General features: G+C 67.0%; 19 protein-coding genes. 18 read left to right on the top strand and 1 reads right to left on the bottom strand.

The window, feature by feature from the left end:
• The first annotated feature begins 11 nt into the window (after positions 1-11).
• From B4I46_RS19380 to B4I46_RS19295, 18 genes are all read left to right on the top strand, one after another.
• The gene (locus tag B4I46_RS19380; RefSeq protein ID WP_043860606.1) at positions 12-1,034 is read left to right on the top strand and encodes a polysaccharide biosynthesis/export family protein; all 1,023 of its coding nucleotides are present in this window, start codon (positions 12-14) and stop codon (positions 1,032-1,034) included.
• 20 nt (positions 1,035-1,054) lie between these two features.
• The gene (locus B4I46_RS19375) at positions 1,055-2,647 is read left to right on the top strand and encodes a GumC family protein (RefSeq protein WP_043860605.1); all 1,593 of its coding nucleotides are present in this window, start codon (positions 1,055-1,057) and stop codon (positions 2,645-2,647) included.
• Positions 2,648-2,655: 8 nt separating this feature from the next.
• The gene (locus B4I46_RS19370; protein ID WP_043860604.1) at positions 2,656-3,741 is read left to right on the top strand and encodes a glycosyltransferase family 4 protein; all 1,086 of its coding nucleotides are present in this window, start codon (positions 2,656-2,658) and stop codon (positions 3,739-3,741) included.
• Positions 3,738-5,108 (top strand): O-antigen ligase family protein, encoded by a 1,371-nt coding sequence (locus B4I46_RS19365; protein ID WP_286901396.1) that lies wholly within the window; start codon positions 3,738-3,740, stop codon positions 5,106-5,108. Before B4I46_RS19370 ends, B4I46_RS19365 begins: the two co-directional genes overlap by 4 nt.
• Positions 5,105-6,070, top strand: coding sequence for a glycosyltransferase (locus B4I46_RS19360; protein ID WP_078481199.1), 966 nt, complete (start codon positions 5,105-5,107; stop codon positions 6,068-6,070). The genes B4I46_RS19365 and B4I46_RS19360 overlap by 4 nt, the downstream gene beginning before the upstream one ends.
• Positions 6,063-7,199: a glycosyltransferase gene (locus B4I46_RS19355; protein ID WP_043860601.1), complete on the top strand. Its 1,137-nt coding sequence runs from the start codon at positions 6,063-6,065 to the stop codon at positions 7,197-7,199. The genes B4I46_RS19360 and B4I46_RS19355 overlap by 8 nt, the downstream gene beginning before the upstream one ends.
• Before the next feature lie 8 nt (positions 7,200-7,207).
• Complete coding sequence (locus B4I46_RS19350) at positions 7,208-8,218, top strand: polysaccharide deacetylase family protein (RefSeq protein ID WP_043860619.1); 1,011 nt, start codon at positions 7,208-7,210, stop codon at positions 8,216-8,218.
• Complete coding sequence (locus B4I46_RS19345; protein ID WP_043860600.1) at positions 8,215-9,519, top strand: oligosaccharide flippase family protein; 1,305 nt, start codon at positions 8,215-8,217, stop codon at positions 9,517-9,519. Before B4I46_RS19350 ends, B4I46_RS19345 begins: the two co-directional genes overlap by 4 nt.
• Positions 9,516-11,444 (top strand): hypothetical protein, encoded by a 1,929-nt coding sequence (locus B4I46_RS19340; protein ID WP_236176233.1) that lies wholly within the window; start codon positions 9,516-9,518, stop codon positions 11,442-11,444. Before B4I46_RS19345 ends, B4I46_RS19340 begins: the two co-directional genes overlap by 4 nt.
• 45 nt (positions 11,445-11,489) lie before the next feature.
• A complete protein-coding gene (locus tag B4I46_RS19335) occupies positions 11,490-12,179 on the top strand; it encodes a GNAT family N-acetyltransferase (protein ID WP_043860598.1) in 690 nt (229 codons plus the stop codon).
• 4 nt (positions 12,180-12,183) lie between these two features.
• Positions 12,184-13,359, top strand: a complete 1,176-nt coding sequence (locus B4I46_RS19330; protein ID WP_286901395.1) for a GNAT family N-acetyltransferase — start codon at positions 12,184-12,186, stop codon at positions 13,357-13,359.
• Positions 13,331-14,131: a carbohydrate deacetylase gene (locus B4I46_RS19325; RefSeq protein WP_286901394.1), complete on the top strand. Its 801-nt coding sequence runs from the start codon at positions 13,331-13,333 to the stop codon at positions 14,129-14,131. The genes B4I46_RS19330 and B4I46_RS19325 overlap by 29 nt, the downstream gene beginning before the upstream one ends.
• A gap of 60 nt (positions 14,132-14,191) precedes the next feature.
• Entirely contained in the window at positions 14,192-18,592 is a 4,401-nt protein-coding gene (locus B4I46_RS19320; protein ID WP_286901393.1) for a leucine-rich repeat domain-containing protein, read from the top strand.
• A gap of 110 nt (positions 18,593-18,702) precedes the next feature.
• Complete coding sequence (locus B4I46_RS19315; RefSeq protein ID WP_286901391.1) at positions 18,703-20,319, top strand: NADP-dependent glyceraldehyde-3-phosphate dehydrogenase; 1,617 nt, start codon at positions 18,703-18,705, stop codon at positions 20,317-20,319.
• Between the two features lie 164 nt (positions 20,320-20,483).
• Positions 20,484-20,951 carry a VOC family protein gene (locus tag B4I46_RS19310; RefSeq protein WP_043860593.1) on the top strand — a complete coding sequence of 156 codons (468 nt, stop codon included), beginning with the start codon at positions 20,484-20,486 and terminating at the stop codon, positions 20,949-20,951.
• Positions 20,952-21,032: 81 nt separating this feature from the next.
• Positions 21,033-22,226, top strand: a complete 1,194-nt coding sequence (locus tag B4I46_RS19305) for a hypothetical protein (RefSeq protein WP_104572488.1) — start codon at positions 21,033-21,035, stop codon at positions 22,224-22,226.
• 79 nt (positions 22,227-22,305) lie between these two features.
• On the top strand, positions 22,306-22,653 hold the full coding sequence (locus B4I46_RS19300; protein WP_043860591.1) for a hypothetical protein: 348 nt from the start codon (positions 22,306-22,308) through the stop codon (positions 22,651-22,653).
• 144 nt (positions 22,654-22,797) lie between these two features.
• The gene (locus B4I46_RS19295) at positions 22,798-23,310 is read left to right on the top strand and encodes a FecR family protein (RefSeq protein ID WP_052504212.1); all 513 of its coding nucleotides are present in this window, start codon (positions 22,798-22,800) and stop codon (positions 23,308-23,310) included.
• Here B4I46_RS19295 and B4I46_RS19290 read toward each other — a convergent pair.
• Positions 23,307-24,152, bottom strand: coding sequence for a site-specific integrase (locus tag B4I46_RS19290; protein WP_235593661.1), 846 nt, complete (start codon positions 24,150-24,152; stop codon positions 23,307-23,309). The genes B4I46_RS19295 and B4I46_RS19290 overlap by 4 nt on opposite strands.
• Positions 24,153-24,161 lie beyond the last annotated feature (9 nt).

The raw sequence follows: 24,161 nt of genomic DNA, 5'->3' as shown, positions 1-24,161 counted from the left end.
AGGATGACGCTATGAATGTGAAACTGTTCGCCCTGCTGGCGCTGCTGCCTCTGGCAGCCTGCACCAGCCAGGAGCCACGCCAGATGCCGGTGCAGATCATGACTGCCAACGCGGCCAACGCCCAGGACACCGAGCTGCCACGCGGCGAGCAGGCGCTGCGCCCGGGGGACGTGCTCGATGTGATCTTCCATATCAGCACCAGCGGCTCGCAGGCCTATCGCATCCAGCCCGGTGACACCGTCGGCCTGGGCTTCCTTGCGGCCAGCTCGCTCAACGGCAACCAGCTGGTGCTGCCCGATGGCACCATCGAACTGCCACGGGCCAACACCTCGGTGAACGTCGCCGGGATGACCCCGGACGAAGCGCGCCAGGCCATCCAGCAGGCCTACCGCAACAAGCGCCTGTTCCAGCCCAACCGCGACCAGATGACCGTGCAGGTGATCAGCCCGCTGACCAACGAACAGAACCTCAAGAGCGCACTCAACCACCCCGCCACCGGCATGAGCCGCGAGATCACCGTGGGCACCGACGGCCAGGCCAGCTTTCCGGAGGTGGGCGCGGTGCCGCTGCAGGGCATGACCGTCACCCAGCTGCAGACCTTCCTCAACAAGCGCTACGCCGACCTGCCCGGGCGCATGACGGTGGACGTGATGCTCAAGTCCACTGCGGTCAACGAGATCTATGTGCTCGGTGAGGTGGCCCAGCCCGGCGCCTATCCGATCCGGCGCCCGGTATCGGTGCTCGAAGCCCTGACCCTGGCCCGCGGGCCCAGCCTCAAGGCCCGGCTCGACTCGGTGGTGATCATGCGGCGCAACGGCAACCAGGTGCAGGCCGTGCCCTACAACGTCGACAAGGCCCTGGACGCCAGCGCCGCGCAGGTGGCCTACCTGCAGCCCGACGACATGCTCTACGTGCCCAAGACCAAGCTGGCCAGCGCCGGCGAACTGGCCCGGCAACTGGCCGACGTGGTGCTGTTCCAGGGGGTGGGCTTCAGCTTCTCCTACCGCGTCGACAACAAAGACAGCGATAACTAAACCCAGGCAGGTACACGCGCATGACTACCAAAGAAAACTACCTGCATGAATTCTTCAGGATCCTCTTCGCCAACCGTCAGTTGGTGAAGCGGGTATTCCTGGTGTTCGCAGTGATTGCCCTGTTGCTGCCGCTGGTGCTCAAGCAGAGCTTCGACATCACGGCCGAAGTGATCGTGCAGTCGAAAAAGCTCTCCCAGAGCGATACCAACACCGCCCTGGCCCAGGAGACCGACAAGTTCATTCCGCCTTCGCTGGCCGACATGGAGACCGAGAGCAACATCCTGCGTTCACCCACGCTGATCCGCCAGACCATCACCCAGCTGCGCGACGAGGGCCTGTATGACGTGCCCCCCGGCCTGCTGCAGCGCCTGGTGTTCGGGCCGATCCGCAGCCTGATCGTCAACCCGCTGCGCGAGTATGTGGTCAACCCGGTGCGCAGCCTGTTCGGGCTGGAGGTCGACCCGGTACGCGATACCCAGCTCGACACCCTGACCGACGACGCGATCAAGGACCTGAAGATCGAGACCCTGCCCGGCTCCAACGTGGTGTCCATCACCTACAGCTTCCCCGACCCCAAGGTCGGTACGCTGTTCGTCAGCCGTCTGCTCGACAACTACCTGCGCAACCGCCAGAACCTGCAGTCCAACGAACTGCCGCAGGAGTTCTACGAGCAGAAGAAGATGCAGTACCAGGTGCGCATGGATGACCTGGAAAGCAAGCGCCTGGGCATGCTCGAAGGCATCGGCTCGTCCGACCCCAAGGAAGAGATCACCTTCCGCCTCAATGCCATCAACACCGAGGAACAGGCACTCAACCAGTACCGCGATCGCCTGCTGCAGAGCCAGCAGTGGCTGGAATACCTCAAGACCAGCCTGGCCGCGGCCAGCAACGCCAACATGCGCGACTTCGCCTTCCCCTTCACCTTCACCCAGACCGTCGACAACGTGGCCTTCGAGGACCGCGAGATCAAGCAACTGGGCGAGCAGCTGACCACCCAGGTACTGACCTACGTCAGCGACCTGGCAGTGTTCCAGCCCGGCAGCGAGCAGATGCTGCTGCAGCGCGAGCAGATCGCCAAGACCCGCCAGCAGTTTCTCAAGATCGTCGCCAACCGTATCCAGGAGCGCGAGAAGGACCTGGCCGTGGTACAGAACGTGATCGCGCAGAAAACCCAGCGCATCGCCGACTACAAGAGCCGCGTGCACCAGTTGCAGGAAACCCAGAGCAAGGCGCGTCAGCTGGATACCGAGATCGATGCCCTGCACAAGGCGTTCTTCACCTACACCCAGCGCTACGAGGAAGCCCGTGGCGAGCGCCTGCTGTCGGGTGACGTGTCCAACGCACGGATTCTCAGTGCGCCCTATGAGCCCGCCGAGCCGGCCTTTCCCAAGCCGATGCTGATCATTCCGTTCGGCATGCTCACCGGCCTGCTGCTGGGCATCGCCCTGGTGTACGTGCGCGAGTTCTTCGACCATCGCTTCAAGCACCCGGCGCAGATCACCCAGCAGCTGGGCTTGCCGGTACTGCTGGTGATCAACGACCAGACCCCGGAAACGCACAACCCGCACAAGGGCTGGTCGCTGCCACGGCTGGTGCACTGGGTGCGCAATTGAACGCAGCCATGAGCCCGCAGCGGCCGATCATCCACCTGCTGGGCAGTGGCGGCTTCTATGGCGCCGAACGGATGTTGCTGGACCACTGCCAGGCCACCCCGGGACAGCACGTGGTGCTGTTTCTGGGCGCGCCGCAGACGCTGGTGGCGCGCTTTGCCGCCGCCGGCGTGGACTGTCGCACCTGCAACGGGCTGGGCGAGGTGCTGCGGGCGCTGGACCAGTACCGCAGCCAGCAGCCGCTGATCAACAGCCACAACTTCAAGGGCCTGCTGTTCGGCTGGGTGGGCGCCACCCTGTGGCGCCTGCCGATGGTCGCCACCCAGCACGGCTTCACCCCCAGCAGCCGCAAGCAGCGGCTGTACACCTGGCTGAGCCTGCAACTGTGCCGCACCGCCACCATCGGCAAGGTGGTGTGCGTGGCCGAGAGCATCCGCCGGATCCACCTGCGTGCCGGCGTGGCGCAGCGCAAGCTCGATGTCATCCCCAACGGCCTGCCGGATGCTGGCGCCCTGCCCGCCCATGCCCACGGCCACGAACGCTGGCTGGCCGGCTACGTGGGGCGCCTGAGCAGCGAAAAGGGCCCTGACCTGTTCCTCGATACGCTGATCCCGCTGTGCCAGCGCCACCCGCATCTGGACGCGGTGATGCTCGGCGACGGCCCGGAACGCGAAGCCCTGCAGGCCCGCGTCGATGCCGCCGGGCTGCACGAGCGCATCCGCCTGCCAGGCTTTCAGGAAGACATGCGCCAATGGATGGCGCGCCTGGATGCGCTGGTGATCAGCTCGCGCACCGAAGGCACCCCGATGATCCTGCTCGAAGCCATGCAGGATGGCGTGCCGGTGGTGGCCTTTGGTGTCGGCGGCATCCCCGACGTGATCGAGCACGGGCGCAGCGGGCTGCTGGCACCGCCCCTGGCGGTGGACGAACTGGCCGCCCAGCTCGAAGCGCTGATGCTCGACCCGGCCCAGGCCGGCGAGCTGATCGCCCAGGCACGACGCACCCAACGTGAACGTTATCACCTGCCGACGCTGGCGCAACGCTGGGCCCAGGTCTATCGCGGCACGGCAGGTGCGGCCAAGGAGACCTGCGCATGATCATTCCCCTGTCCCTGATCGGCCTGCTGGCGATCGTCAGCGTGGTACTGCTGGCCAGCCCCTACCCGTTCCTGGCCCCCGGCGCGGTGATCGGCCTGGCCGGCGTGCTGGTGCTGTACCGCCGCCCGGCGTGGGGCCTGCTGGCCATCATCACCCTGGTGCCGCTGGAGGGCCTGTTCAAGGACAGCGAGCTGACCGCCTCGAAATTCATCGGCGCCGCGCTGGCCATGGTGCTGCTGCTGCAACTGGCCGTGGGGCAGCTGCCGGGCGAACGCCTGCGCAGCTCCATGTGGCGCCTGCTGCTGGCCTTTATGGCGCTGTACCTGCTGAGCTTTCTGGCCAGTGAAAGCAGCGAGATGTCCATGGGGCACTTTCGCGAACTGGCGGTGGGCCTGGTGCTGTTCGTGCTCACCCTGCTGATCGGGCGCGAACTCAACCTGCCGATGATGTACCGCCTGGTGACCCTGAGCGTGGGCGTCACCTGTGCCATGGCGATGTTCTCGGCCAAGTACCAGGACGAAGGCCGCGCCTCGGGCCTGCTCGAAGACCCCAACGTGTTCGCCATGCTCATCGCCATCGCTGTGCCCATGGCCCTGTGGCTGGTGTTCAGCAGCCCCAACCGCCTGCAGCGGCTGTTCTGGCTGGCCTGCGTGGTGCTGTTGCTGGCCGGCATGACCAAGACCAACTCACGTTCCGGGCTGGTGGTGCTGGCCATCAGCCTGGTGATCGGCCTGGTGCACTACCGCGAAAAACTCACGCACCTGCGCCCGCGCCACCTGGGCTTCGCCATGCTCGGCCTGGCCATCGTGCTGCCTGTGGCGGTCGCGGTGATGCCGGCCAGCTACATCGAGCGTATCCAGTCGCTGGCCTTGCTCAAGTCCGGGGTCAATGCCTACAAGGACGACTCCCTGGGCCGGCGTTCGTCCTACATCGTGGTGGGCAGCAAGATGATCCGCGAACATCCGCTGCTGGGCACCGGCCCCGGCACCTTCCCGCTGGAATACGCCACCACCGGCTACGCCAAGGCGTTCTCGGCCAACCGCAAGGTCGGCGACCTGTACCGCCGTGCCCACAACACCTACCTGGAAATCTTCAGCGAAGTCGGCGTACCGGCGGGCCTGGCATTCGTCGGCATGGTCATGCTGGCCCTGCACAACCTCTGGCATGCACGGCGCCTGTGGCTGCAAAAGGGTGATCAGGGGCAGGCCGACATGCTCACGCACCTGTCCACCAGCATGCTTGCCATCGGCCTGTTCCTGATGTTCCTCAGTGCGCCGAACCACAAGTACCTGTGGATTCTGCTGGCGCTTTCCAGCGTGCTGCGCCTCAAGGCCGAACAGGCGCGCCCCGTGCAGGTGGCCGGATGAAGATCAGTATCGTGATGCCGATGTTCAACGAGGCACGCCATATTGCCCGCACCCTTCACTCGGCGCGTCGGGCCGCCGACCTTGCCGGCCTGGACTGCGAGCTGATCGTGGTGGACAACGGCTCCTCCGACGATGGCCCGCAGATTGCCCGTAACCTCAGCGCCAAGGTGCTCGACCTGCCGGGGCTGACCATCGGCGCCTTGCGCAACCGGGGCGTGCAGGCCAGCTCCGGAGAATGGGTGGCGTTTCTGGATGCCGACATCGAGGTGCCGGAGCAGTGGCTGAGCCTGCTGCTGGACCTGCACGCCCAGGGCCGTGGCGATGTATTCGCGCTGGACTGCGACACCCCGCGCCAGGCGCCCTGGTTCGCCCGCGCCTGGCAGCGACGCACACTGCGCGCCGGCCGGCCGGCGCTGCACAGCATGCAATGGCTGCCCACCCCCAACCTGCTGATGCGCCGCGACTGGTTCGACCGGGTGGGCGGTTTCAACGAAACCCTGCGCACCGGCGAAGACAAGGACTTCACCTGGCGCCTGGCCCAGGCCGGTGCCCGCCTGCTGGCCCTGCGCGCACCGGTGGTGCTGCACTGGGGCTACGAGGGCAGCTGGAGCGAATGGCTGGGCAAGGAGCTGTGGCGCCAGGGCAGCAACCTGCAACTGCTGCGCAGCAATGGCGCGAGCCTGCGCCTGCTGCGCTTCCCGTTGCTGTCCCTCGGGGCCTGGGTGCTCGATGCGCTGGCATTGTCCGCGCTGCTCGACGGGTTTCCGCATCTGGCAATGCTGCTGCTGTTCTTCACCAGCCTGCCGGCGCTGGCGCTGAGCCTGCGCCAGAGTCTCAAACACCGCGACCCGGTGTTCACCCTGCAACTGTGGGGCCTGCACTGGGTTCGCCTGCACCTGGCTGGAGCGGCCTTCGTGCTCAGCCTGTTCAACTGGAACGCAAGGAGGCCCGCACGTGGCTGAGTTCATTTTCTGGCTTTGCCTGCTGTTGCCTTTCTATGCCTGGCTGGGCTACCCGCTGCTGCTCACGCTGGTGGGGCCGCTGTTCCCGCGGCACACCCCGCCGCCGCTGCCGCCGCAACGGGTCAGCGTGGTGGTTGCGGCGCACAACGAGGCGCGCAACATCGAAAACAAGCTGCGCAACCTGCTGGAGCAGGACTGTCCGCTCGCCAGCCTGCAGATCGTGGTGGCCAGCGACGGCTCCAGTGACCAGACCGTGGCCCTGGCGCGCACCTTCGACGACCCGCGCATCCTGGTGCTGGACCTGCCACGGATGGGCAAGAACCGCGTGCTCAATGCCGCCGTCGAGCACTGCAGCGGCGACATTCTGGTGTTCACCGATGCCGACGTGCACTGGGTGGAGGGCACCTTCGCCGCACTGCTCGCGCCCTTCGCCGACCCTGAGGTGGGCGGCACCGTGGGCAACATGACCATCCCGGTGGCGGGCAAGGGCCTGAGCCTGGGCGAGAGCCTGTACCGCCACTACGAAGCCTGGCTGCGCCGGGTAGAGAGCCGCACCGGCTGCACGGTGTCGGCCGACGGTGCGTTGCAGGCCCTGCGCCGCGAGCTGTACCAGCCGATCCCGGACCGGGTCAACGACGACTTCTTCATCAATACCTGCGCCCCGGTGGCACACAAGCGCGTGGTCTACGTCGACCAGGCCAGGGTGCTGGACTACGGCGTGGACGAGGCCGAGCGCCAGTTCAGCCGCCGCCAGCGCGTCACCGTCGGCGGGCTGATCAGCCTGGCGGCCCGGCGCGAACTGCTCAACCCGCTGCGCCACGGGCTCTACGCCATCGCCCTGATCAGCCACAAGCTGGTACGCCGCCTGGCCCCCGTGCTGCTGGTGCCCCTGCTGCTGGCCAACCTGTGGCTGCTCGACGGCCACGGTTTCTATCGCCTGACCCTGGCCGCCCAGCTGCTGGGTTATGCCATCGCCGTGGTCGGCCTGCTGGACAAGGGCCACCGCCTGCCCAAGCCGTTTCGCCTGGCCGCCTTCGTGCTGGTGACCCTGGCCGGCATGAGCGTGGGCCTGTGGCAGTTCCTGCGCGGGCACAGCTACAACCAATGGAACCCCGACCAGACCCGATGAGTGCCTTCATGCCGATCAAGACCAGTCTCAAGCGCGCCAGCGGTTGGTTGTACCTGCACTCCCCGAAGGGCCGCAGCCAGCTGCGCGGCGCCGGGGTCATCCTGATGCTGCACCGGGTGCTGGCCGACGACGCCAGCGCGGCCCTGCCCCATCGCAACGAACTGTGCGTGGGCCCGCAGGCCTTCGAGCGCCTGCTGCGCTGGCTGCGCCAGCACTTCGATTGCGTGCACCTGATGGACCTGCTCAAGGACCATCAGCAGCCCAGAGGCGACAGCCGCCCCAAGGTTGCCCTGACCTTCGACGACGGCTGGCGCGACAACGCGCTCAATGCGTTCCCGTTGCTGCAGCAGTACCAGGTACCGGCCAGCATCTTCCTGTCCACCGACTACATCGGCAGCCGCCAGCGCTTCTGGTGGGAAAGCCTGGGCGAAACCCTGTGGGGCAGCCATGGCGAAGGCCCGCGCCACACCCTGATCGAGGCGTTGCGCAAGATCGGCCGGCCGCTGCCGGCTGCCTACTTCATGAACCAGCGGCCCAACGCCCGCAGCCAGGCGCTGGCCGGCTACCTGCAAAGCCTCAAGACCCTGAGCCCGGCCGCCCTGCATCAATTGACAGACGCCTGCCCGGCCGAATCCCTGCCCCAGGCCCTGGACTGGCAGCAGGTGCGCGAACTGGAAGGCTCCGGGCTGATCAGCTTCGGCCCGCACGGGGCCAGTCACGCGCTGCTGCCTGGGCTGGACAACCAGCGCCTGGATGAAGAACTCAGCCGCAGCCACCACGCCTTGCAGCAAGGCTGCCAGCAGCCGCTGCCGGTGTACTGCTACCCCAACGGCGACCATGACGCCCGGGTACGCGCGCGCCTGGCCGCCCATCGCTACCCCTTCGCCCTGAGCACCCGCGCCGGGATCTGCCAGGGTCATGACGACCCACTGGCGTTGCCGCGCATCGGCGTCAGCCAGCGCAACGCCAGCCGCCCCTCGCTGCTGGCCTGGCGCATCAGCCGCGGAGGCCGCTCATGAGTCGTGGCAACTACCTGCGCCACCTGCTGCTGAGCATGGGCACACGCCTGGCGATGATCGCCCTGCGCCTGGCGCGCAACGTGCTGCTGGCGCGCATTCTGGGGCCCAGCGAGCGCGGCCTGTTCGCCCTGCTCAGCACCCTGCCCGACCTGATCAGTGCCGCCACCAGCGGCGGGCTGAACACCGCGGTGGGCTATCAGGCGGCGCAGCAACGCTCGATGGGCCTGCTGCTGAGCCAGGTGCTGATCTACGGGTGCCTGCTGGCCGGGGTGCTGACCCTGATCTGCGTGGCGCTGATGCGCGAATTCGGCACTGAACTGGAAGTGACCCTGCAACTGGGCCTGCTGGCCTGGCTGTTGCTGCTGGCGGTGCCGCTGACGGTGCTCAAGAGCGGCCTGCTCACCCTGCACAACGCCACCGGCGGGGTGGGCGCATTCAACGCACTGCGCCTGACCGAATCGCTGGTGCCGCTGCTGCTGTTCGTGGGCATGTTCTGGATGTGGCAGCACGCGGCGCTGGAGGCCGCGCTGATCAGTTGGCTGCTGGGCCTGGGGCTGGTCGCGCTGCTGGGCCTGGTGTGGCTGGGCCGCCAGCACGACATCACGCTGTGCTGGAACCGCGGCGGGCAGCGCGAGCTGCTGGCCTACAGTGCGCGCAGCCACCCGGACGTGCTGTTCCAGCAGGTCATCCTGCGCTCGGACTACCTGTTCATCAGTGCCTTCCTGGGCAGCGCCGCCCTGGGGCACTACGCCATGGCCAGCGCCGCCGCCGAACTGCTGCTGATCATCCCCGAGGCCGTCACCACCCCGCTGATGAAGCGCCTGCTGCAGCAGGATGCCGGCATGGACAAGCTCACCCCGCTGGCCCTGCGCCTGACTGCCACCGTGATGCTGGGGGCCTGCCTGAGCATGGCCCTGGTGGGCGAATGGCTGATCGTCACCCTGTTCGGCGCGGCCTACCAGCCGGCCTACCCGGCCCTGCTGGCACTGCTTCCCGGCTTGTTCGGCCTGTGCTACGCAAGCATCCTGCGCCTGGACCTGCTGGGCAAGAATCGCCCCGGCGCGGTCTCGCTGATGATGGGGGTGGGCGCGGCGGCAAACCTGATTCTCAACGTGGTCCTGATTCCCCGTTTTGGCATCGCGGGTGCGGCCCTGGCCTCCTCCATCGCCTACCTTGGGGTGACGGTGGCCATGCTCGTGCTGTACTGCAGGCTGAGCGGCGTACCGTTGCTGCGGACCTTGTTTGTGTTGCCTGGCGATCTGTTGCCTTTGCGCCAGATGCTGCAACGGAGAACGGTATGAAACGTACATGGATGTTGTTACCCGGCCTGCTGCTGGCCGCCACTGCCCACGCCGCCACCCTGCGCTGGCCGGACATTCGCGACGGCAGCCTGTACCTGGCGCCGCAGCGCAGCGCCCCGCTGCAACTGAGCTGGGTGCCGGCCTGGCAGGCCGATGCCAACCAGGAACAGGTGTACCTGCTCGACGCCACTGGCAAGCTCGATGCGCAACGCATCATTGCCCCCCATGAAGGCCGCGGCCAGCTGAGCTGGCCACTTACCGCCGGCACCGGCACCTACCAGGTGGCCATCCCCGGCTACAGTTTCAGGCGCTACCGCCTCGAATACGACGATACCACCGGCGCCCAGTTCGCCCCCGCCAAGGTGCACTTCAGCCTCGAACTAGACCGCGCCACCACCCTGTACTTTCGCGTCAAAGCCGGCGAAACGGCAGTGCTTGCCGGCAAGTATCACGACGGCGTGCGCAACCTGACCCTGGAGCGCGTGGACGATGGCAAGCGCCTCAGGCTGGCGCTGCTCGAACACCGGGCCTATTGGCAGTTCGATCAGGTGAACCTGCCCGCAAGCGCCCAGGACCAGACATGGCGCCTGAACTTCGAAGGCACCGGCAAGGTGGCCTTCTGGCTGGACGGCAGCGCCAACCTGTTCGCCCTGCGCCCCCAGGACCTCGCCCCACTGGTGCACCGCGACGGCCAGGTAAGCCTGCGCAGCAGTGCCAAGGTACTGGGCCCCACGCCCAGGCTGGGCAACAACCTGCCCTACGTGATGCCGCCACCGTCCAGCCATGCGGTGATCGATGCGCTGCAACTGCAGGCCGCCGGCTACTACACCTTTGCCGACGTGCTGGCACGCAAGCCGCGCTACGAACTGCCGTTTCGCCAGCTGTACCAGGAACGCTTCGGCATTCACCACGACATCACCCTGATGGCCGCCACCGGGCGCAAGTCCGACCTGATGCGCAGCCGCGCCAACGATGGCGCGCTGGACGACTGGCTGGCCACCAGCGTCGCCCTGGGCGGCAAGGGCCTGCATTACATCGCCTTTGCCGACGAACCCAACCTCAACTACGCCGACTACGCCACCTACCGCACCTTCTTCGCGGCCATGGCCCAGCGTGTGCGCGCCTACCCCGGCGCCCATGAAGCCGGCGTGCGCATCGCCATGCCGGCCAGCTCGCGGCTGGTCAACGGCCCGTTGCGCGGCGATGCGGCGCAGCGCGTCGGCCTGGACTGGGCACGGCGCCTGCTCAAGGAATTCGAACCGCAGATCGACGCCATGGCCTGGCACGAGTGGATGGTCCGCGACCTGCTCGCCACCCGCACCTACCGCGACTCGGTACGCCGCGCCGCCGAACTGGTGGGGCTGGACGCCAACGGTCGCCCGCGCAAGGCGCTGCTGCTCGACCAGACCAACCTGTCCAGTGGCTCGACCCTGAGCCTGTACGAGCAGAACACCCACTATGCCGGCGTATGGTGGGCCTCGGTGGTCATCAATGCCTCCCAGGACGGCCTGCTGGACATGCTCAACTGGTTCCACATCGCCGACGAGCCCGAGTGGCCCAAAGGCATGGTCAAGGTGCTGGGCAACAACCGCTTCGAGCTCAAGCCGGTGGGCCTGGCCCAGCAGTTCATCGCCCAGCACTGGCTCGACCAGGTGCTGCACCTGGACAACGACGCCTTCGAGGTCGATGCACTGGCCATGGCACGCGGCGCACAGCGCAGCCTGCTGGGCGTCAACAAGGGCGAACGCCTGCAACACGTCAGCTTCGCCACCCCGGCCAGCCGATGCCCGCAGGCCGCTGCCACGCTCACCCTGTTCGGGCCGGACAACCAGCCGCGCGCCGCGGCACTGGATTGCCAGCACGGCCAGGTACGTTTCGAACTGCCCGGGCAGACCCTGTTTGCCCTGCGATGGAGCGCCTCATGAACACAGTGCCGAAGATCTCTTCCCCTGCCGGATACGGGAGCCACCATGAATATCGTCAGCAAGTTCAGCCAGCGCGTACACCAGAAAGGCCTGCGCGCCACCCTTCGCAGCGCGTACAAGCGCTACGTGTTCTTTCACTGGGAGCTGCTGTGGATGGAGCGCGACCTGGTCAGCCCGGTGCCGCCGCATACCCTCAAGCCCTATGCGCCGCTACGCGTGGAGCGCATCACGGTGCACAACGTGCAAGGCTTTGCCAAGCACTTCGGCGACCGTGTCGAAACCATGCGTGAACTGGCCGCCGAAGGGCATACCGGGCTGATGTTCCTGGACGAAGACAGCCACGTGGTGGCGTTCATCTGGGGCAGCCCGCGTCACTACCACGACCGTCATTACTATGGCTGCTGGTTCCCGGTCGAGCCGGGCGAGTTCTTCGAGTTCGGCGGTGAACTGGCGCGCCAGTACTGGGGTACGTCGCTGTCGGTCGACCTGCAACTGGCCCTGTGGCGCGCCATGGCCGAACAGGGCTGCGACAAGGTGGTCGACGTGTGCGAGACCCACAACATTCCGGCGCTCAAGCTGCACCTGCGCATGGGCTACGTCGAGCAGGGCCGTGTGATGCACGTGTACTGCCTGTTCGGTCGCTGGAAATTCTTCCGCGAAACGCGCTACAGCGGCTCGCGCCTGGATGCCTTGCGCAAACCGGCGCCGCGCAGCACTACAGCCACGGTGTCCTGAACCGATGACCCTGACCTTTACCTGGCACGCCTCGTTGCGTGCCGACGACTTCCCCGCCGACGCCTACGAGCAGTTGCGCGAGCGGCTGCCCGATGCCACCCCCTTCAACAGCCTGGCCTGGCTGCGCGCCGCCGAGGCTGCCTTGCCGGCCAGCCAGCACCTGCAGGTACTGCTGGGGCACGCACAAGGACGCCTGGTGCTGTGCCTGCCGTTGGTCCGCACCCTTGAGCGCCACGGGCCGCTGGACTTTGCCGTGCTGCACCACCTGGGCTACCCCATGAGCGACCGCATCGGCCTGCTCATCGACCTGCCGACCAGTGCCGCCGGCCAGGTACTGGCAGCCATTCGCACGCGCCTGCCCCATGCCCTGCTGCAACTCAACGAGGTAACGGGCGATTCGCCCTGGCTGCAGCAGTGGGCACGCCGCAGTTCCACCCACGAACAGCGCACCGCCTGCCGTGCGCCGGTGCACCAGATAAGCGAAGCCGACCGCCAGGAAGTCAGTGGCGACCCGCGCTACAAGTTGCGCCGCGCGCGCAAGCGCATCGCCGCCTGCGGGGCACAGGTGCGCCGAGTAACCCCCGATACCGCCAACGCAGCTTCCTGGCTGGAAGCCGTCAGCGCGGTCGAGGCCGTGAGCTGGAAAGGCGACGACGGGGTCGGCATCTTCTCGGTGCCCGCGCAGCGCCAGTGGATGTTCCAGGCCTTCACCGCGCTGGCGGCCGATGGCCGTCTGCGCCTGGTGGTGCTGGAACTGGACGGGCGCTGCATCAGCTACCGCCTGGGCCTGCTCGAACGGGGCCGCCTGTACGACTACAACCTCGCCTTCGTGCCCCAGTATGCCGACCTTGGCAGCGGCCGGGTGCTGCTGCAGGAATGGATCGACTGGGGGCTGGACGAAGGCTGGACGTGGATCGACGCTTCAAGGGTGAGCCTGGAGAACTCCAGCCACCAGCTGCATGAGCGCATGACCGGCCAGGTCGAGCACCTGCGCCACAGTTTCTACAGCTGGCGCCCGTCGGGCCTGTGCCTGGGCATGGCGCTGCGCCTGTGGCAACGCATCAAGCCCTGGATCAAACGCCGCCAACAGCAGCCCGTGCCGGCACCTGCCACTTCCCCCACTGCCACACCGACAGCACAGGAGCGCCCGGATGCCGTCCCAAGTCATAGTCAACGCTGACGATTTTGGCCTCAACGAACACACCAACGCGGTGATCCTGCGCGCGTTCCAGTGCGGCCTGATCAGCTCTGCCACCGCCATGGCCAGCATGCCTGCATTCAAGGCCGCCTGCGCGCTGGCCCAGCAACCGGCCCTGCGCGGGCGCGTGGGCCTGCATTTCAACCTGACCTACGGGCGCCCGCTGAGCGAGCCGATCCGCGCGCTGGCGCAGTTCTGCAATGCCGAGGGCGAGTTCGACCTGGGCCTGTCGCGCAAGCGTCTGTGGCTGGGGCGCGCGGCCCGCCAGGCGGTGCACGAGGAACTCGCCGCGCAATGGCAGCGCTGCCTGGACCATGGGCTGACCCCCAGCCACCTGGACTCCCACCAGCACGTGCACAACCTGTGGCCCATCGGCGAAATCGTCGCCCGCTTCGCCGCCCGCGAAGGGGTGCCGATACGCCTGGCCCGCAATGTGGGGCACAACATCGGCCCGGCAAAACGCCTGTTCAAGACGTTGCTCAACCAGCGCCTGCGCCAGTTGGCCAGGCTGACCGCCGACCATGTGTGTACCCCGGTCGACCTGCGTGACGGCCTGGCCCCACGCCATGGCGTTCTCGAAGTGGTGGCGCACCCTAGTGCCCTGGGCAGCCATGACTTCGGCGATGCCTACCTGGGCAGTGGCGAGTCCTTGCAGGCCTTGCTCGACCAGCGCCTGGCGGGCGTGCCCAGGGTCGGCTACGCATCGCTGCGCGAGGCGCGCCAGAGCACCCTGGACGCTGCCTCCAACAGATAACTACCACCGCTTCGCCCGGCTGATCGGTTGTGCTGTCGGTCCACGGACCGGAGCACGACCATGCCTACCTCCCCTTCACGCATTCCCCACTCACCGTTCATCGTCCAGCGCCTGCCCACCTGGCTGAAACACACCAGCGCCCAGGACGCCGAAGACATTCGGCGCCATCTGGCCCTGACCCATGTCATCCCCGATGCCGAACCGGGCTGGCTGGCCAACGGCCTGCCCGATCAGCGTGACGCCGTGCGTGCAGCCAGGCGTCGCTATCGGCGGGCCAGCCAGACACTGGCAGGCACCCTCAAGGCCTTCCAGGGGTTGCTGGCATTTGCCGAGCCGCTGCTGCAGGCGCGCCTTGACGCCGAACTTGGCGAAACCCTGAACCTGCACACCACCGACCTGGTGCAGTTTCACGAAGAGGCCGACCTCTGGCAGCTCGCCACACGCACCACCTACCAGAAGCAGAGCCTGCTGCAGGCAGCGCTGCAGAACTTCGGTGACGACGTGACTTTCCTCGGCAAGAGTGCGATCACCCTGCAAGGCCATTTCCACCTCGACCTGACTGACGCCGGGCTTGCCTACCGCTATACCCGCCATCGCCTGTCACCCGCCGTGTTCGCCCGCCTGTGCCGCGAACTGGACCTGGGCGCCCGCTACCAGCAGCACCTGCAGGCAGTCTTCGAAACACCTGCCACGCAAGACAGGGTGCGTCGCGACTCGATCGATGCCAATCGCCAGTTGCTGCGCCTGGAGGTCACCGTGGCGAAAGCGCGCCAGCGCATCGGGCCAACCGCCTGCCGCCGGTTGCTGGCGCTGCTGGACGCGCCCGCCGCAGCAGGCGCCGAGGCCCCGCCAGTGCAGGCGAGCCTGCTGAGCATGAGCGGCGTACCGTTGCACGACATCCTGCTGTTTGCCCTGGCATCTGAGCAGCAGGCAGACAGCCTGCTGCTGTACCTGCCCGGCGACCCGGACGATGCCCTCACCGAGCATGCGTCGATGCCGGCGCTGGAGCGCTACCTCAAAGGGCGCCTCAACCACCCCGGGTTTCGCAGACTGTTTCAGCGCTACGTACCGCTGCAACAGCAGCAACACCTGTTCGATGTGCTCGGACACAACCTGGCCCGGCAGGTGGTCGACAAGGACGGACCGTGGCACTCGCAGGAGCAGGACAGCCTGTACCTGAGCCTTGCCCCGGTTGCCGGCGAGCTGTTCGGCGTGCTGCAGGACCGCCACCTGCAACGCCTGAAGGATGAAGCACGGGTACTGATGGTGCCCACCGCTGAAGCCGACGAGAAAGCGCGCAAGGCCCGCCTGGAACAATGGGAGACACGCGCGCTGAACGTGCTCAATGCCGCGGCGATGTTCGTTCCCGCGTTGGGCCCGGTCATGCTGGCGGTCACTGCGGTACAGCTGATCAAGGAGGTGTATGAAGGCGTGGAGGACTGGCAGGACGGCGACGTCGAGGGCGCCATGGCGCACCTGCAGTCGGTGGCGATCACTGCCGGCATGCTGGCCGGTTCGGTGCTGGCGCTCAAGGCAGCACCAGCGCTGGTCGATGCGTTGATCGAAGTGCCGCTGCCCGATGGCAGTACGCGCCTGTACCTGCCCGACCTGGCACCCTACCGGCTGGACACGTCGCTGCCCGCCGAGGTGACAGCCAACGACCAGGGCCAGTACCGGCACGCGGACCGGCACTACATCAGGCTCGGCGCCGACCTGTACGAGCAGCAGTTCGATGCGCACCAGCAGCAATGGCAACTGCGCCACCCCGCGCGTGAGGACGCCTATCGCCCCGCGCTGGAGCACAACGGCCAGGGTGCCTGGCGCAGCGTGCATGAACAGCCGCTGAGCTGGTCGCGGGCCACCCTGCTGCGCCGTCTGGGCCCGCTTGCGCAAGGCCTGAGCGATGCAGAACTCGAACAGGCCTGCCAGGTCAGCGGCACCCGCGAAGACGCGCTGCGTCGGTTGCACGCCGCCAATCTGGGCCTGCCACCCTTGCTGGCCGATACGCTGCAACGGCTCAGGATCGTCCGGCAACTGCGCGCCGAAAACGTCACGGGCAGCGTCGGCAAGGCCCTGTTCGAGCAGCGTTACCTGGCCCTGGTGCCCCCGCAGCCGCACATCACGGCCCTGTGCGCACGCTTGCCCGGGTTGAGCCCGGTGCTGGCCCGCAGCCTGCTGGACACAGTCGACCCGGCCCGGCTGGCACGCTGGGTGCCACCGGCAGCCATCCCCACCAAATTGCTGGAAGAGGCCGCCACGCTGGCCGCCCGTGTTCCCCTGGCACGCGCGACCGAAGGCCTGTACTGGCCAGCCCTGGCGACGCCGCAAAGCACGCGCCTGGCGCTGTTGTGCCTGGAGCACGCCCCCGGCTGGGACACCTCGGTGGTGCTGGAAGCACGCAGTGGTGGCCCGCGCGGCCCTCTGCTGCAGCGCGTGGGTCGTGCCACCCAGGCGCAGCGCAGGGTTCTGGTGCACGGTGCAGAAGGCTACCAGACCTTCAAGGACGACCTCCCGCTGCACGCGCCCGGCGACGACCTGTTCGCGGCCCTGCATGACAGCATCGCTCCCCGCTATCGCCAGGTGCTGGGCCTGGACACCAGGGCGGCGCTGCAGCAACGCGTGCTGTCGATGCTCGAACGCCCCCGCGGCGAACTTGCCACCTGGCTGTGGTCCGGCGAGGTCCGCGGCTGGGCCAGCGAAGCACGCCTGCTGGGGGGCAGTGATCGCCCCGGCTACCCGCCGGTGTCGGCTGCCAGCTCTTCACAGGAGGCCCGCTACCGCACGCTCTATCCGCATGCCAGCGGCGAAGAGGCGCGTGCCACACTGGCGGCCTGGGAGGCCAGCGAGATTCCGGCACAGGCGCGCTTGCGCACGCTCGAACAAACCCTGCAACGCCTGAAAAGCGCGTTGACCCTGTGGGCCCTGCCCAGTACAGCCCGGCAATCGGCGCGGGAAGAAATCATCGCCGCCTGGCAGCGCCTGTCGGTGCGCGAGGTCGCCGACGGCGAAGCCATCGTTCAACTGAACCTGGACTTTCTAGACCTGACCGACGGTGACCTGGAAAGCTTCCCTGTGCTGGAGGCCAACTTCGATCACGTGAATGAGCTGTCGCTGGAGCAGAACTCCCTGACCCGGCTGCCTGACGCCTTCCTGCGCCACTTCACCCAGCTGCAGCGCGTCAGCCTGAACGGCTGCGAACTCACCAGCCTGCCCACCGGGCTGGGTGATCGGCTCAGCGTGCTGGACCTGGCCAACAACCGCCTGGTCTGGGACGAGCACCTGCAGCACGCCCTCGAAGGTTACCCGCAGTTGCGCGACCTGAGCCTGGCGAACAACCCGCTGGCAACCCCGCCCGACTTCGCCCGCCTGAACCGGCTGCAGGGCGTGGACCTGTACAACTGCAGCCTGGCGACCTATCCGGCAGGGCTCGATCAGCTGGACGCGCCGAACCTGGTGGACCTGTCCGGCAACCAGCTGCAGGAGCTGCCACCGACCGCCATCCTCTCACCTCCGCTGGCCCGGGCGCTGCGCCTGGAACACAATCCGCTGAGCGATGCTGCCCTGCAGGCGGCCGATGCCTACTACACCACCCACCGTATCGACCTGCTGGTGGCCGAGATCGATTACAACGAACTGCTCGACGACGCCACGCCACAACAGCGGGCCAGCTGGCAACGACTGCAGCAGAGCCTGCCGTCGGGGTTCTTCCGGGACCTGCGTGCCATGTTCGACAGCCCGCCCTACATCGTCGCCCCACTGACCTACCGGCGCCGCCTATGGCGCCTGCTGACCTGGATGGACGCCAATGCGCCCCTGCGTGAGCAGATTCTCGCCCGCACAGGCGGCACCCTGCTCGACCTCGAACAGTTGGGCGAGGTGTCACAGGCCCTGGCCATCCCGGACCTGGCAACCCGCTCGCGCACCCTGCTGGCGACCATCGTCAACCACGTGCGTCTCAGAAAGCTCGGCTTCGGCGTGCTGAGCCTTTCTTTCAACATGTCCGAAGACAGCTACGCGACGCTCTACCAGTGGGCGCTCAAACGTATCACCCGCCTGCCGGGCCTGGACCTGGCCCAGGCGGCGCGTGCCGACGAGCCGGTGATCATCGACGCACTGGTCGATGTGATGCCGCTGCCGGGCGAAGCCTGGATAGAACAGCAGCGCAACCTGCTGCTGGCGGTCGACCCGACCACCTCCCACGGCCAGGACGAAGTACTGGCCATGAACCATGAAGAGGAACCGGTCTACCCTGCATGGGAGCACCACTTGCGCGAACGCTTCGCCGCACAGTTCGCCGCCTCGCGGGCAGCGCTGGACGACAGCCTGGAGCAGGCAGCCGAAACGCTGAGCGAAGGTGAACTGCTGGTGGAGGCGCAGCGCTTGCGGCAGGTGTACGAACAACGCCTCGTCGACCTGCGCAGAACCCTGACCGAGGCAGTGGCGCGAGGCACCATCGACTGACAGGCGGGCGCCGGCCCGGAGCGCACCCGGGCCAGGCTGGCTTTTGTGCCGGGGCCGGCGTTATGCTCGGCTGAACCGTTTCATTCACCATGGAAAAGAGGTATTGCGTCATGGATCGTCTGGACTCGCTGTTTCCCGCTGCCACGGATATCCCCGAGGCCTATCGCCTGGGCGACCCGCTCGAGCAGCGCGACTACCTGGTGGATGGGCAGCTGCACCGCTGGGAAGGCCCGCTGGCCACGGTGCGCAGCCCGGTGTGGCTCAAGACCGACGACGGTGAGCAGCAGGTGATACTCGGCAGCGCCCCGCTGCTGGACGCCGATACCGCCCTCACCGCCCTGGACGCCGCCGTGCGTGCCTACGACAAGGGCCGCGGCGTGTGGCCGAACATGCGCGTGGCCGAGCGCATCCAGCATGTCGAGGCGTTCCTGGCCCGCATGCGCGAGCAGCGCGCGGTGGTGGTCAAGTGGCTGATGTGGGAAATCGGCAAGAACCTCAAGGACTCCGAGAAGGAGTTCGACCGCACCTGCGACTACATCGTCGAGACCATCGGCGCCCTCAAGGAACTCGACCGGCGCTCCAGTCGCTTCGAACTGGAGCAGGACACCCTCGGCCAGATCCGCCGCGCGCCCCTGGGCGTGGCGCTGTGCATGGGCCCCTACAACTACCCGCTCAACGAGACCTTCACCACCTTGATCCCGGCGCTGATCATGGGCAACACCGTGGTGTTCAAGCCGGCCAAGTTCGGCGTGCTGCTGATTCGCCCTTTGCTGGAGGCGTTTCGCGACAGCTTCCCGGCCGGGGTGATCAATGTCATCTACGGGCGTGGCCGCGAGACCGTCAGCGCGCTGATGGCCAGCGGCAAGGTCGACGTGTTCGCCTTCATCGGCACCAACAAGGCCGCCAGCGACCTGAAGAAGCTTCACCCGCGCCCGCACCGCCTGCGCGCCGCACTGGGGCTGGACGCCAAGAACCCGGGCATCGTGCTGCCCGAGGTCGACCTGGACAACGCGGTCAACGAGGCGGTCACCGGCGCCCTCTCGTTCAACGGCCAGCGCTGCACGGCGCTGAAGATCCTGTTCGTGCACGAGCAGGTGGTGGACGCCTTTCTCGACAAGTTCCAGCGCAAGCTGGCCGACCTCAAGCCCGGCATGCCATGGGACCCGGGCGTCAGCCTGACCCCGTTGCCCGAAGCAGGCAAGGTCGACTACCTGGGCGGCCTGGTAACCGATGCAGTAGCCCACGGTGCCAGGGTGATCAACCAGGGCGGCGGCCAGAGCCGCGGTTCGTTCTTCTACCCGGCGCTGCTGTACCCGGTGAACCCACAGATGCGCGTGTACCACGAAGAGCAGTTCGGGCCGGTGATCCCGGTGGTGCCCTACCGCGACCTGCAGACAGTGATCGACTACGTGCTGGATTCGGATTTCGGTCAGCAGTTGAGCATTTTCGGCACCGATTCGGCCACCGTGGGCCGGCTGGTCGACACCTTCGCCAACCAGGTCGGGCGCATCAACCTCAACGCCCAGTGCCAGCGCGGGCCGGACACCTACCCCTTCAACGGGCGCAAGAACTCGGCCGAAGGCACCCTGTCGGTGCATGACGCATTGCGCGTGTTCTCGATCCGCACCCTGGTGGCCACCAAGTTCCAGGAGGCCAACAAGCAGCTGATCAGCCAGATCATCAGCAACCGCGAGTCGAGTTTCCTGACGACTGACTACATCTTCTGATTGCGTGGTGGGCAAAACGGTACAAGCATAGGCTTGGATCGCGGCGCACCTATCGCGGGTCAAGCCCGCTCCCACAAAGGCAGTGATGAACACGTGGGAGCGGGCTTGACCCGCGATAGGGCCCGTGTAGGCAACACACTTTTTGCGTACCAATGGAGGAAAAAATGGCCACCCAACCCATCCCCGACGGTCAGCACAGCATCACCCCCTACCTGGGCATCAAGGACGCTGCCAGGGCCATCGACTTCTACAAGGCCGCCTTTGGCGCCACCGAAATGTTCCGCCTCGACGCCCCCGATGGCCGTATCGGCCATGCCGAGCTGAAAATCGGCGATTCCTCGCTGATGCTGGCCGACCCCTGCGACCAGGCCGGCGGGCTCACCAGCAGCCAATCCCTGCAGGGCAGCGCCATCGGCCTGCACCTGTACGTCGAAGATGTCGACGCTACCTTCGCCCAGGCGCTGAAGGCCGGCGCCACCCAGGTCAACGCCGTGCAGAACCAGTTCTACGGCGACCGCAGCGGCACCCTCAAGGACCCTTTCGGCAACCTCTGGTTCGTCGCCACCCACGTCGAAGACGTGTCGGTCGAGGAAATCCGCGCCCGCGCGGCAAAAATGTTCAGCCCGCAATGAACGCCACCTGCACGCGACGATGGTCGCGTGCAGGGCTTTGAATTAAGGTGGCAGGCACAGGAAAGCTGGCCAGGATCGTCCATGCGAATCATCGAGAAAAACGCCGCGCTGGTGCGCACCCTTACCCCCGCCGAAGAGGAACTGCTGCGCGGGTTCGTGCTGGGCGCCCTGGAGGGCCCGCGGCTGCTGCAGGCCAACCAGTTGCTGATGAAGGTACGCGCCGCCGGGCAGTGGCTGGCCTGCGACTGCCAGCCCAAAAGCATGCCGGTACTCAACGTCAACCTCAACGGCAGCACCGGCACGCTGTTTCTCAAGAACAACCCCGGCACCGCCGAACATGCGCCGGGCTGTGCCTTCACCAAGGACGAACGCGACACCGACGCCAGCCATAACGAGGCCGACACCCCGCCGGCGGCCTGGCTGGCACCGGACGCGCCGTTGCGCCTGATCGGTGATTTCCAGCGTGCCGCTGCCGGCAGCGGCGAAGGCAACGGCAGCGGCGACAGGCGCGAACAGCATCGCCTGCTCTCGCTGCTGCTGACCCTGATCGAAGCCAGCGGCCTGAACGTCTATGCCACCCACCTCAAAAAGGACCTGACCGCCCAGTTCGCCGAGCTGCGCAGCGTCGCCACCCGCTACCCGCTGATCGACCGCGTGCCCGCCAGCAACTACCTGGAAACCCGCCTGGACATGAAGCACATGATGATGCTCAAGGCACGTCTGCGCGACGCCACGGTGTTCGGCACACATCGGCGCCATGGCCTGCTGCTGGACTGCGTCAGCCAGATCAAGGCGCGCAAGGTGCTCACCGAGCGCAGCGAAGACGGGTTCGACTTCCAGGGCCACCACCTGCTGTGGGGCGGTAGCCGCACCCCCGGCCCGCTGCTGGCGCTGGCCATCTATTCCCCCGCCACCGCCGGCAGCCACTTCTACGAACTGATCCATGTGGCCAGCGTGCCGGTGCTGTCGCGCGCTCACCTGTTCCCGGTGTACCGCGACGAAGAGCGCGAACCGCTGAAGATGCTCGTCTCGCTGATCGACTGGATGGCCGGCAAGGGTGTGAAGGTGGTGATGCGCCGGCCGGTGATCGGCGGTCGGGTGATGGACGAACTGGTGCTCAGCTCCGACCAGGACAGGGTGCTGTCCGTGTCGCTGACCGAACAGCCGCTGGGCCCGGAGCCCGAAACGGAAAACTTCAGACGCTTTGCCGATTTCAAAGGCCTGGACACCTTCCGCAAGTACGTGGCGGGCTTCTTCATGCGGGGTCGCGACTAGACCGTCCGTCGCTCACGCCGCACCCTCGGCGCATGACGACGGACCAATGTCAGGTAGCCCACATGAAAGGAGTTCGACCATGACCCGCACCCCGATCACCGCTCTGCTGTTCGCCGCGCTGCTGGGCGCCCAGGCCACCGTGGCCCTGGCCGCAGGTACCGGCCCGACCAACCCTGCCCCCGGCAACGGCGTGCCCAACTCCACCCTTCCTGGGGCCGGGGTGGATGTGCCGGCCCCGTCCAACGAGCCGTCGATGCCCAACGGCACCGACCCACGTACCCAAGGCAACGACGACGGCCGCCAGGGCGGCATGAACACCGATGACACCCGTGGGCAGATGCCCGAGGGCACCGGTTCCGAGAGAAACGGCCACGAAGGCTCCGAAAGCAACAACAGCGGCGGTGTCAGCGGCCCGGCTGGCAGTTGACCGCTGCGCCCGCAAGCTGGCTCCTACCGGCGATACACACCCTGTAGGAGCCGGCCTTGCCGGCGAAGGCCCAAGCACTGCAACCGCTTGAGTGCCGCCCCTGCTGCCCCTATCATCCCCAGCCTCTTCTACCTGGGGCTCCCCGTGTCTGACCCTCGCCTGAAACGCCTTGGCGCTTGCCTGCTGGCAGTCCTTGGCAGCGCCTACCTGGCGCAGAACATCGTGCCGTGGCGCCAATTGATGGCCGATGAACGCACCGGGCCGGCCCAGACGCGCCTGCTGCAATTGAGCGATGGCAGCCAGCTTGCGCTCAACCACGCCACCCATGTGGACATCCGCTTCACCGCGCAGCAACGACGCCTGGTGCTGCACGACGGCGAAGTGCTGGTGCAGGCCAGCAGCGACCCGCGCCCGCTGATCGTCGAAACCCCGAGCGGTGAAGTCCGCGCACAGTCCGGGACGTTCAGTGTCGATCATCTGCACAGGGGCTCCCAGGTCAACGCCTACGCGGCTGACGTACAGGTTCTGCCACGGCTGGGCACCCCCAGCCTGCTGCCCAGCGGCAGCGGGCTATGGCTGCGCCGCGCCGGCAGCAGCTGGCAATGGCCAGCCCGGCCCAGCCGAATCAACACCCGGGCCTGGCCCGCCGGCAGCTAGCAGTCGAAGCGGTCCACCGCGCGGCGCCGCTCGTTGTCGTCGCGCATGTCGTAGTTGGCCGTGGTCTGGATGTTGCTGTGATGCGCCAGCTTCTGCGCGATCGACAGGTCGTGCTCCTCGATCACCCGGGTGATGAACGAACGGCGAAAATCGTGGGGCATGATCTTCACGCCCACCTGGGTACCGCGTTGGCGGGCGATGTAGTAGATCGCGTGCTTGGTGATGCGCTCGCGGGTGATATGGCTGCCGCGGCGGATGCGGTTGAACAGGAAGGTATCGTCGGCCTGGCCCTCGGGCAGCTGCGAGCGGCGAAACTCCAGCCAGGCATTGAGCTTGTCGAAGGCCCACACCGGTGCGTACTTGATCAGCTGCTTGTTGCCCTTGCCCAGCACCTGCAGGCTGCGCTCGGCAAAGTCGATCTGCCTGAGGTCGAGGTTGACCGACTCGCTCTTGCGCATGCCGGTGCCGTACAGCAAGGCGATCACCGCCGCGTCGCGCAGCCCCTGCGGGCGCGGGTCGGCAGCGCAGGCCTCCATCAGTTCGCGGATCAGCGTGCGCTTGAGGTTGCGCCCCACCGGCAGGCGCGTGCCCTGGGCGGCCTTGACCGTGCGCATGCGCAGCAGCTGGTCCTGGCTGATCAGGCCCAGGCGCCAGGCTTCGTTCATCACCCCGCGAATCGCGTTGACGTACAGCGACGTGGTGTTGGGCGCATAGCCGTCGGCGCGCAACGCCGCCACCAGCGCAGTGACATGCCCCGGTTCGAGCAAGTGCCAGGGCACCTCCTTGATGTCGATGTCCTCGAAGTCCAGACGGTCGGCGGCGTCCTGCAGGATGTACTTCATGGTCAACTG

The sequence above is a fragment of the Pseudomonas sp. UBA7500 genome, assembly GCF_002478435.1.
GTDB lineage: Bacteria > Pseudomonadota > Gammaproteobacteria > Pseudomonadales > Pseudomonadaceae > Aquipseudomonas > Aquipseudomonas palmensis.
Note: the sequence above shows the minus strand (reverse complement) of the source record. Positions and strands in the feature narration are given on the sequence as shown.

Excerpts from the sequence above, each read along its gene's own strand:
- B4I46_RS19330 (WP_286901395.1), top strand. The coding sequence starts at position 12,184 with ATGACCCTGACCTTTACCTGGCACGCCTCGTTGCGTGCCGACGACTTC.
- B4I46_RS19310 (WP_043860593.1), top strand. The coding sequence starts at position 20,484 with ATGGCCACCCAACCCATCCCCGACGGTCAGCACAGCATCACCCCCTAC.
- B4I46_RS19375 (WP_043860605.1), top strand. The coding sequence starts at position 1,055 with ATGACTACCAAAGAAAACTACCTGCATGAATTCTTCAGGATCCTCTTC.
- B4I46_RS19300 (WP_043860591.1), top strand. The coding sequence starts at position 22,306 with ATGACCCGCACCCCGATCACCGCTCTGCTGTTCGCCGCGCTGCTGGGC.
- B4I46_RS19380 (WP_043860606.1), top strand. The coding sequence starts at position 12 with ATGAATGTGAAACTGTTCGCCCTGCTGGCGCTGCTGCCTCTGGCAGCC.
- B4I46_RS19345 (WP_043860600.1), top strand. The coding sequence starts at position 8,215 with ATGAGTCGTGGCAACTACCTGCGCCACCTGCTGCTGAGCATGGGCACA.
- B4I46_RS19340 (WP_236176233.1), top strand. The coding sequence starts at position 9,516 with ATGAAACGTACATGGATGTTGTTACCCGGCCTGCTGCTGGCCGCCACT.
- B4I46_RS19370 (WP_043860604.1), top strand. The coding sequence starts at position 2,656 with ATGAGCCCGCAGCGGCCGATCATCCACCTGCTGGGCAGTGGCGGCTTC.
- B4I46_RS19360 (WP_078481199.1), top strand. The coding sequence starts at position 5,105 with ATGAAGATCAGTATCGTGATGCCGATGTTCAACGAGGCACGCCATATT.
- B4I46_RS19365 (WP_286901396.1), top strand. The coding sequence starts at position 3,738 with ATGATCATTCCCCTGTCCCTGATCGGCCTGCTGGCGATCGTCAGCGTG.
- B4I46_RS19315 (WP_286901391.1), top strand. The coding sequence starts at position 18,703 with ATGGATCGTCTGGACTCGCTGTTTCCCGCTGCCACGGATATCCCCGAG.
- B4I46_RS19350 (WP_043860619.1), top strand. The coding sequence starts at position 7,208 with ATGCCGATCAAGACCAGTCTCAAGCGCGCCAGCGGTTGGTTGTACCTG.
- B4I46_RS19290 (WP_235593661.1), bottom strand. The coding sequence starts at position 24,152 with ATGAAGTACATCCTGCAGGACGCCGCCGACCGTCTGGACTTCGAGGAC.
- B4I46_RS19335 (WP_043860598.1), top strand. The coding sequence starts at position 11,490 with ATGAATATCGTCAGCAAGTTCAGCCAGCGCGTACACCAGAAAGGCCTG.
- B4I46_RS19325 (WP_286901394.1), top strand. The coding sequence starts at position 13,331 with ATGCCGTCCCAAGTCATAGTCAACGCTGACGATTTTGGCCTCAACGAA.
- B4I46_RS19320 (WP_286901393.1), top strand. The coding sequence starts at position 14,192 with ATGCCTACCTCCCCTTCACGCATTCCCCACTCACCGTTCATCGTCCAG.
- B4I46_RS19305 (WP_104572488.1), top strand. The coding sequence starts at position 21,033 with ATGCGAATCATCGAGAAAAACGCCGCGCTGGTGCGCACCCTTACCCCC.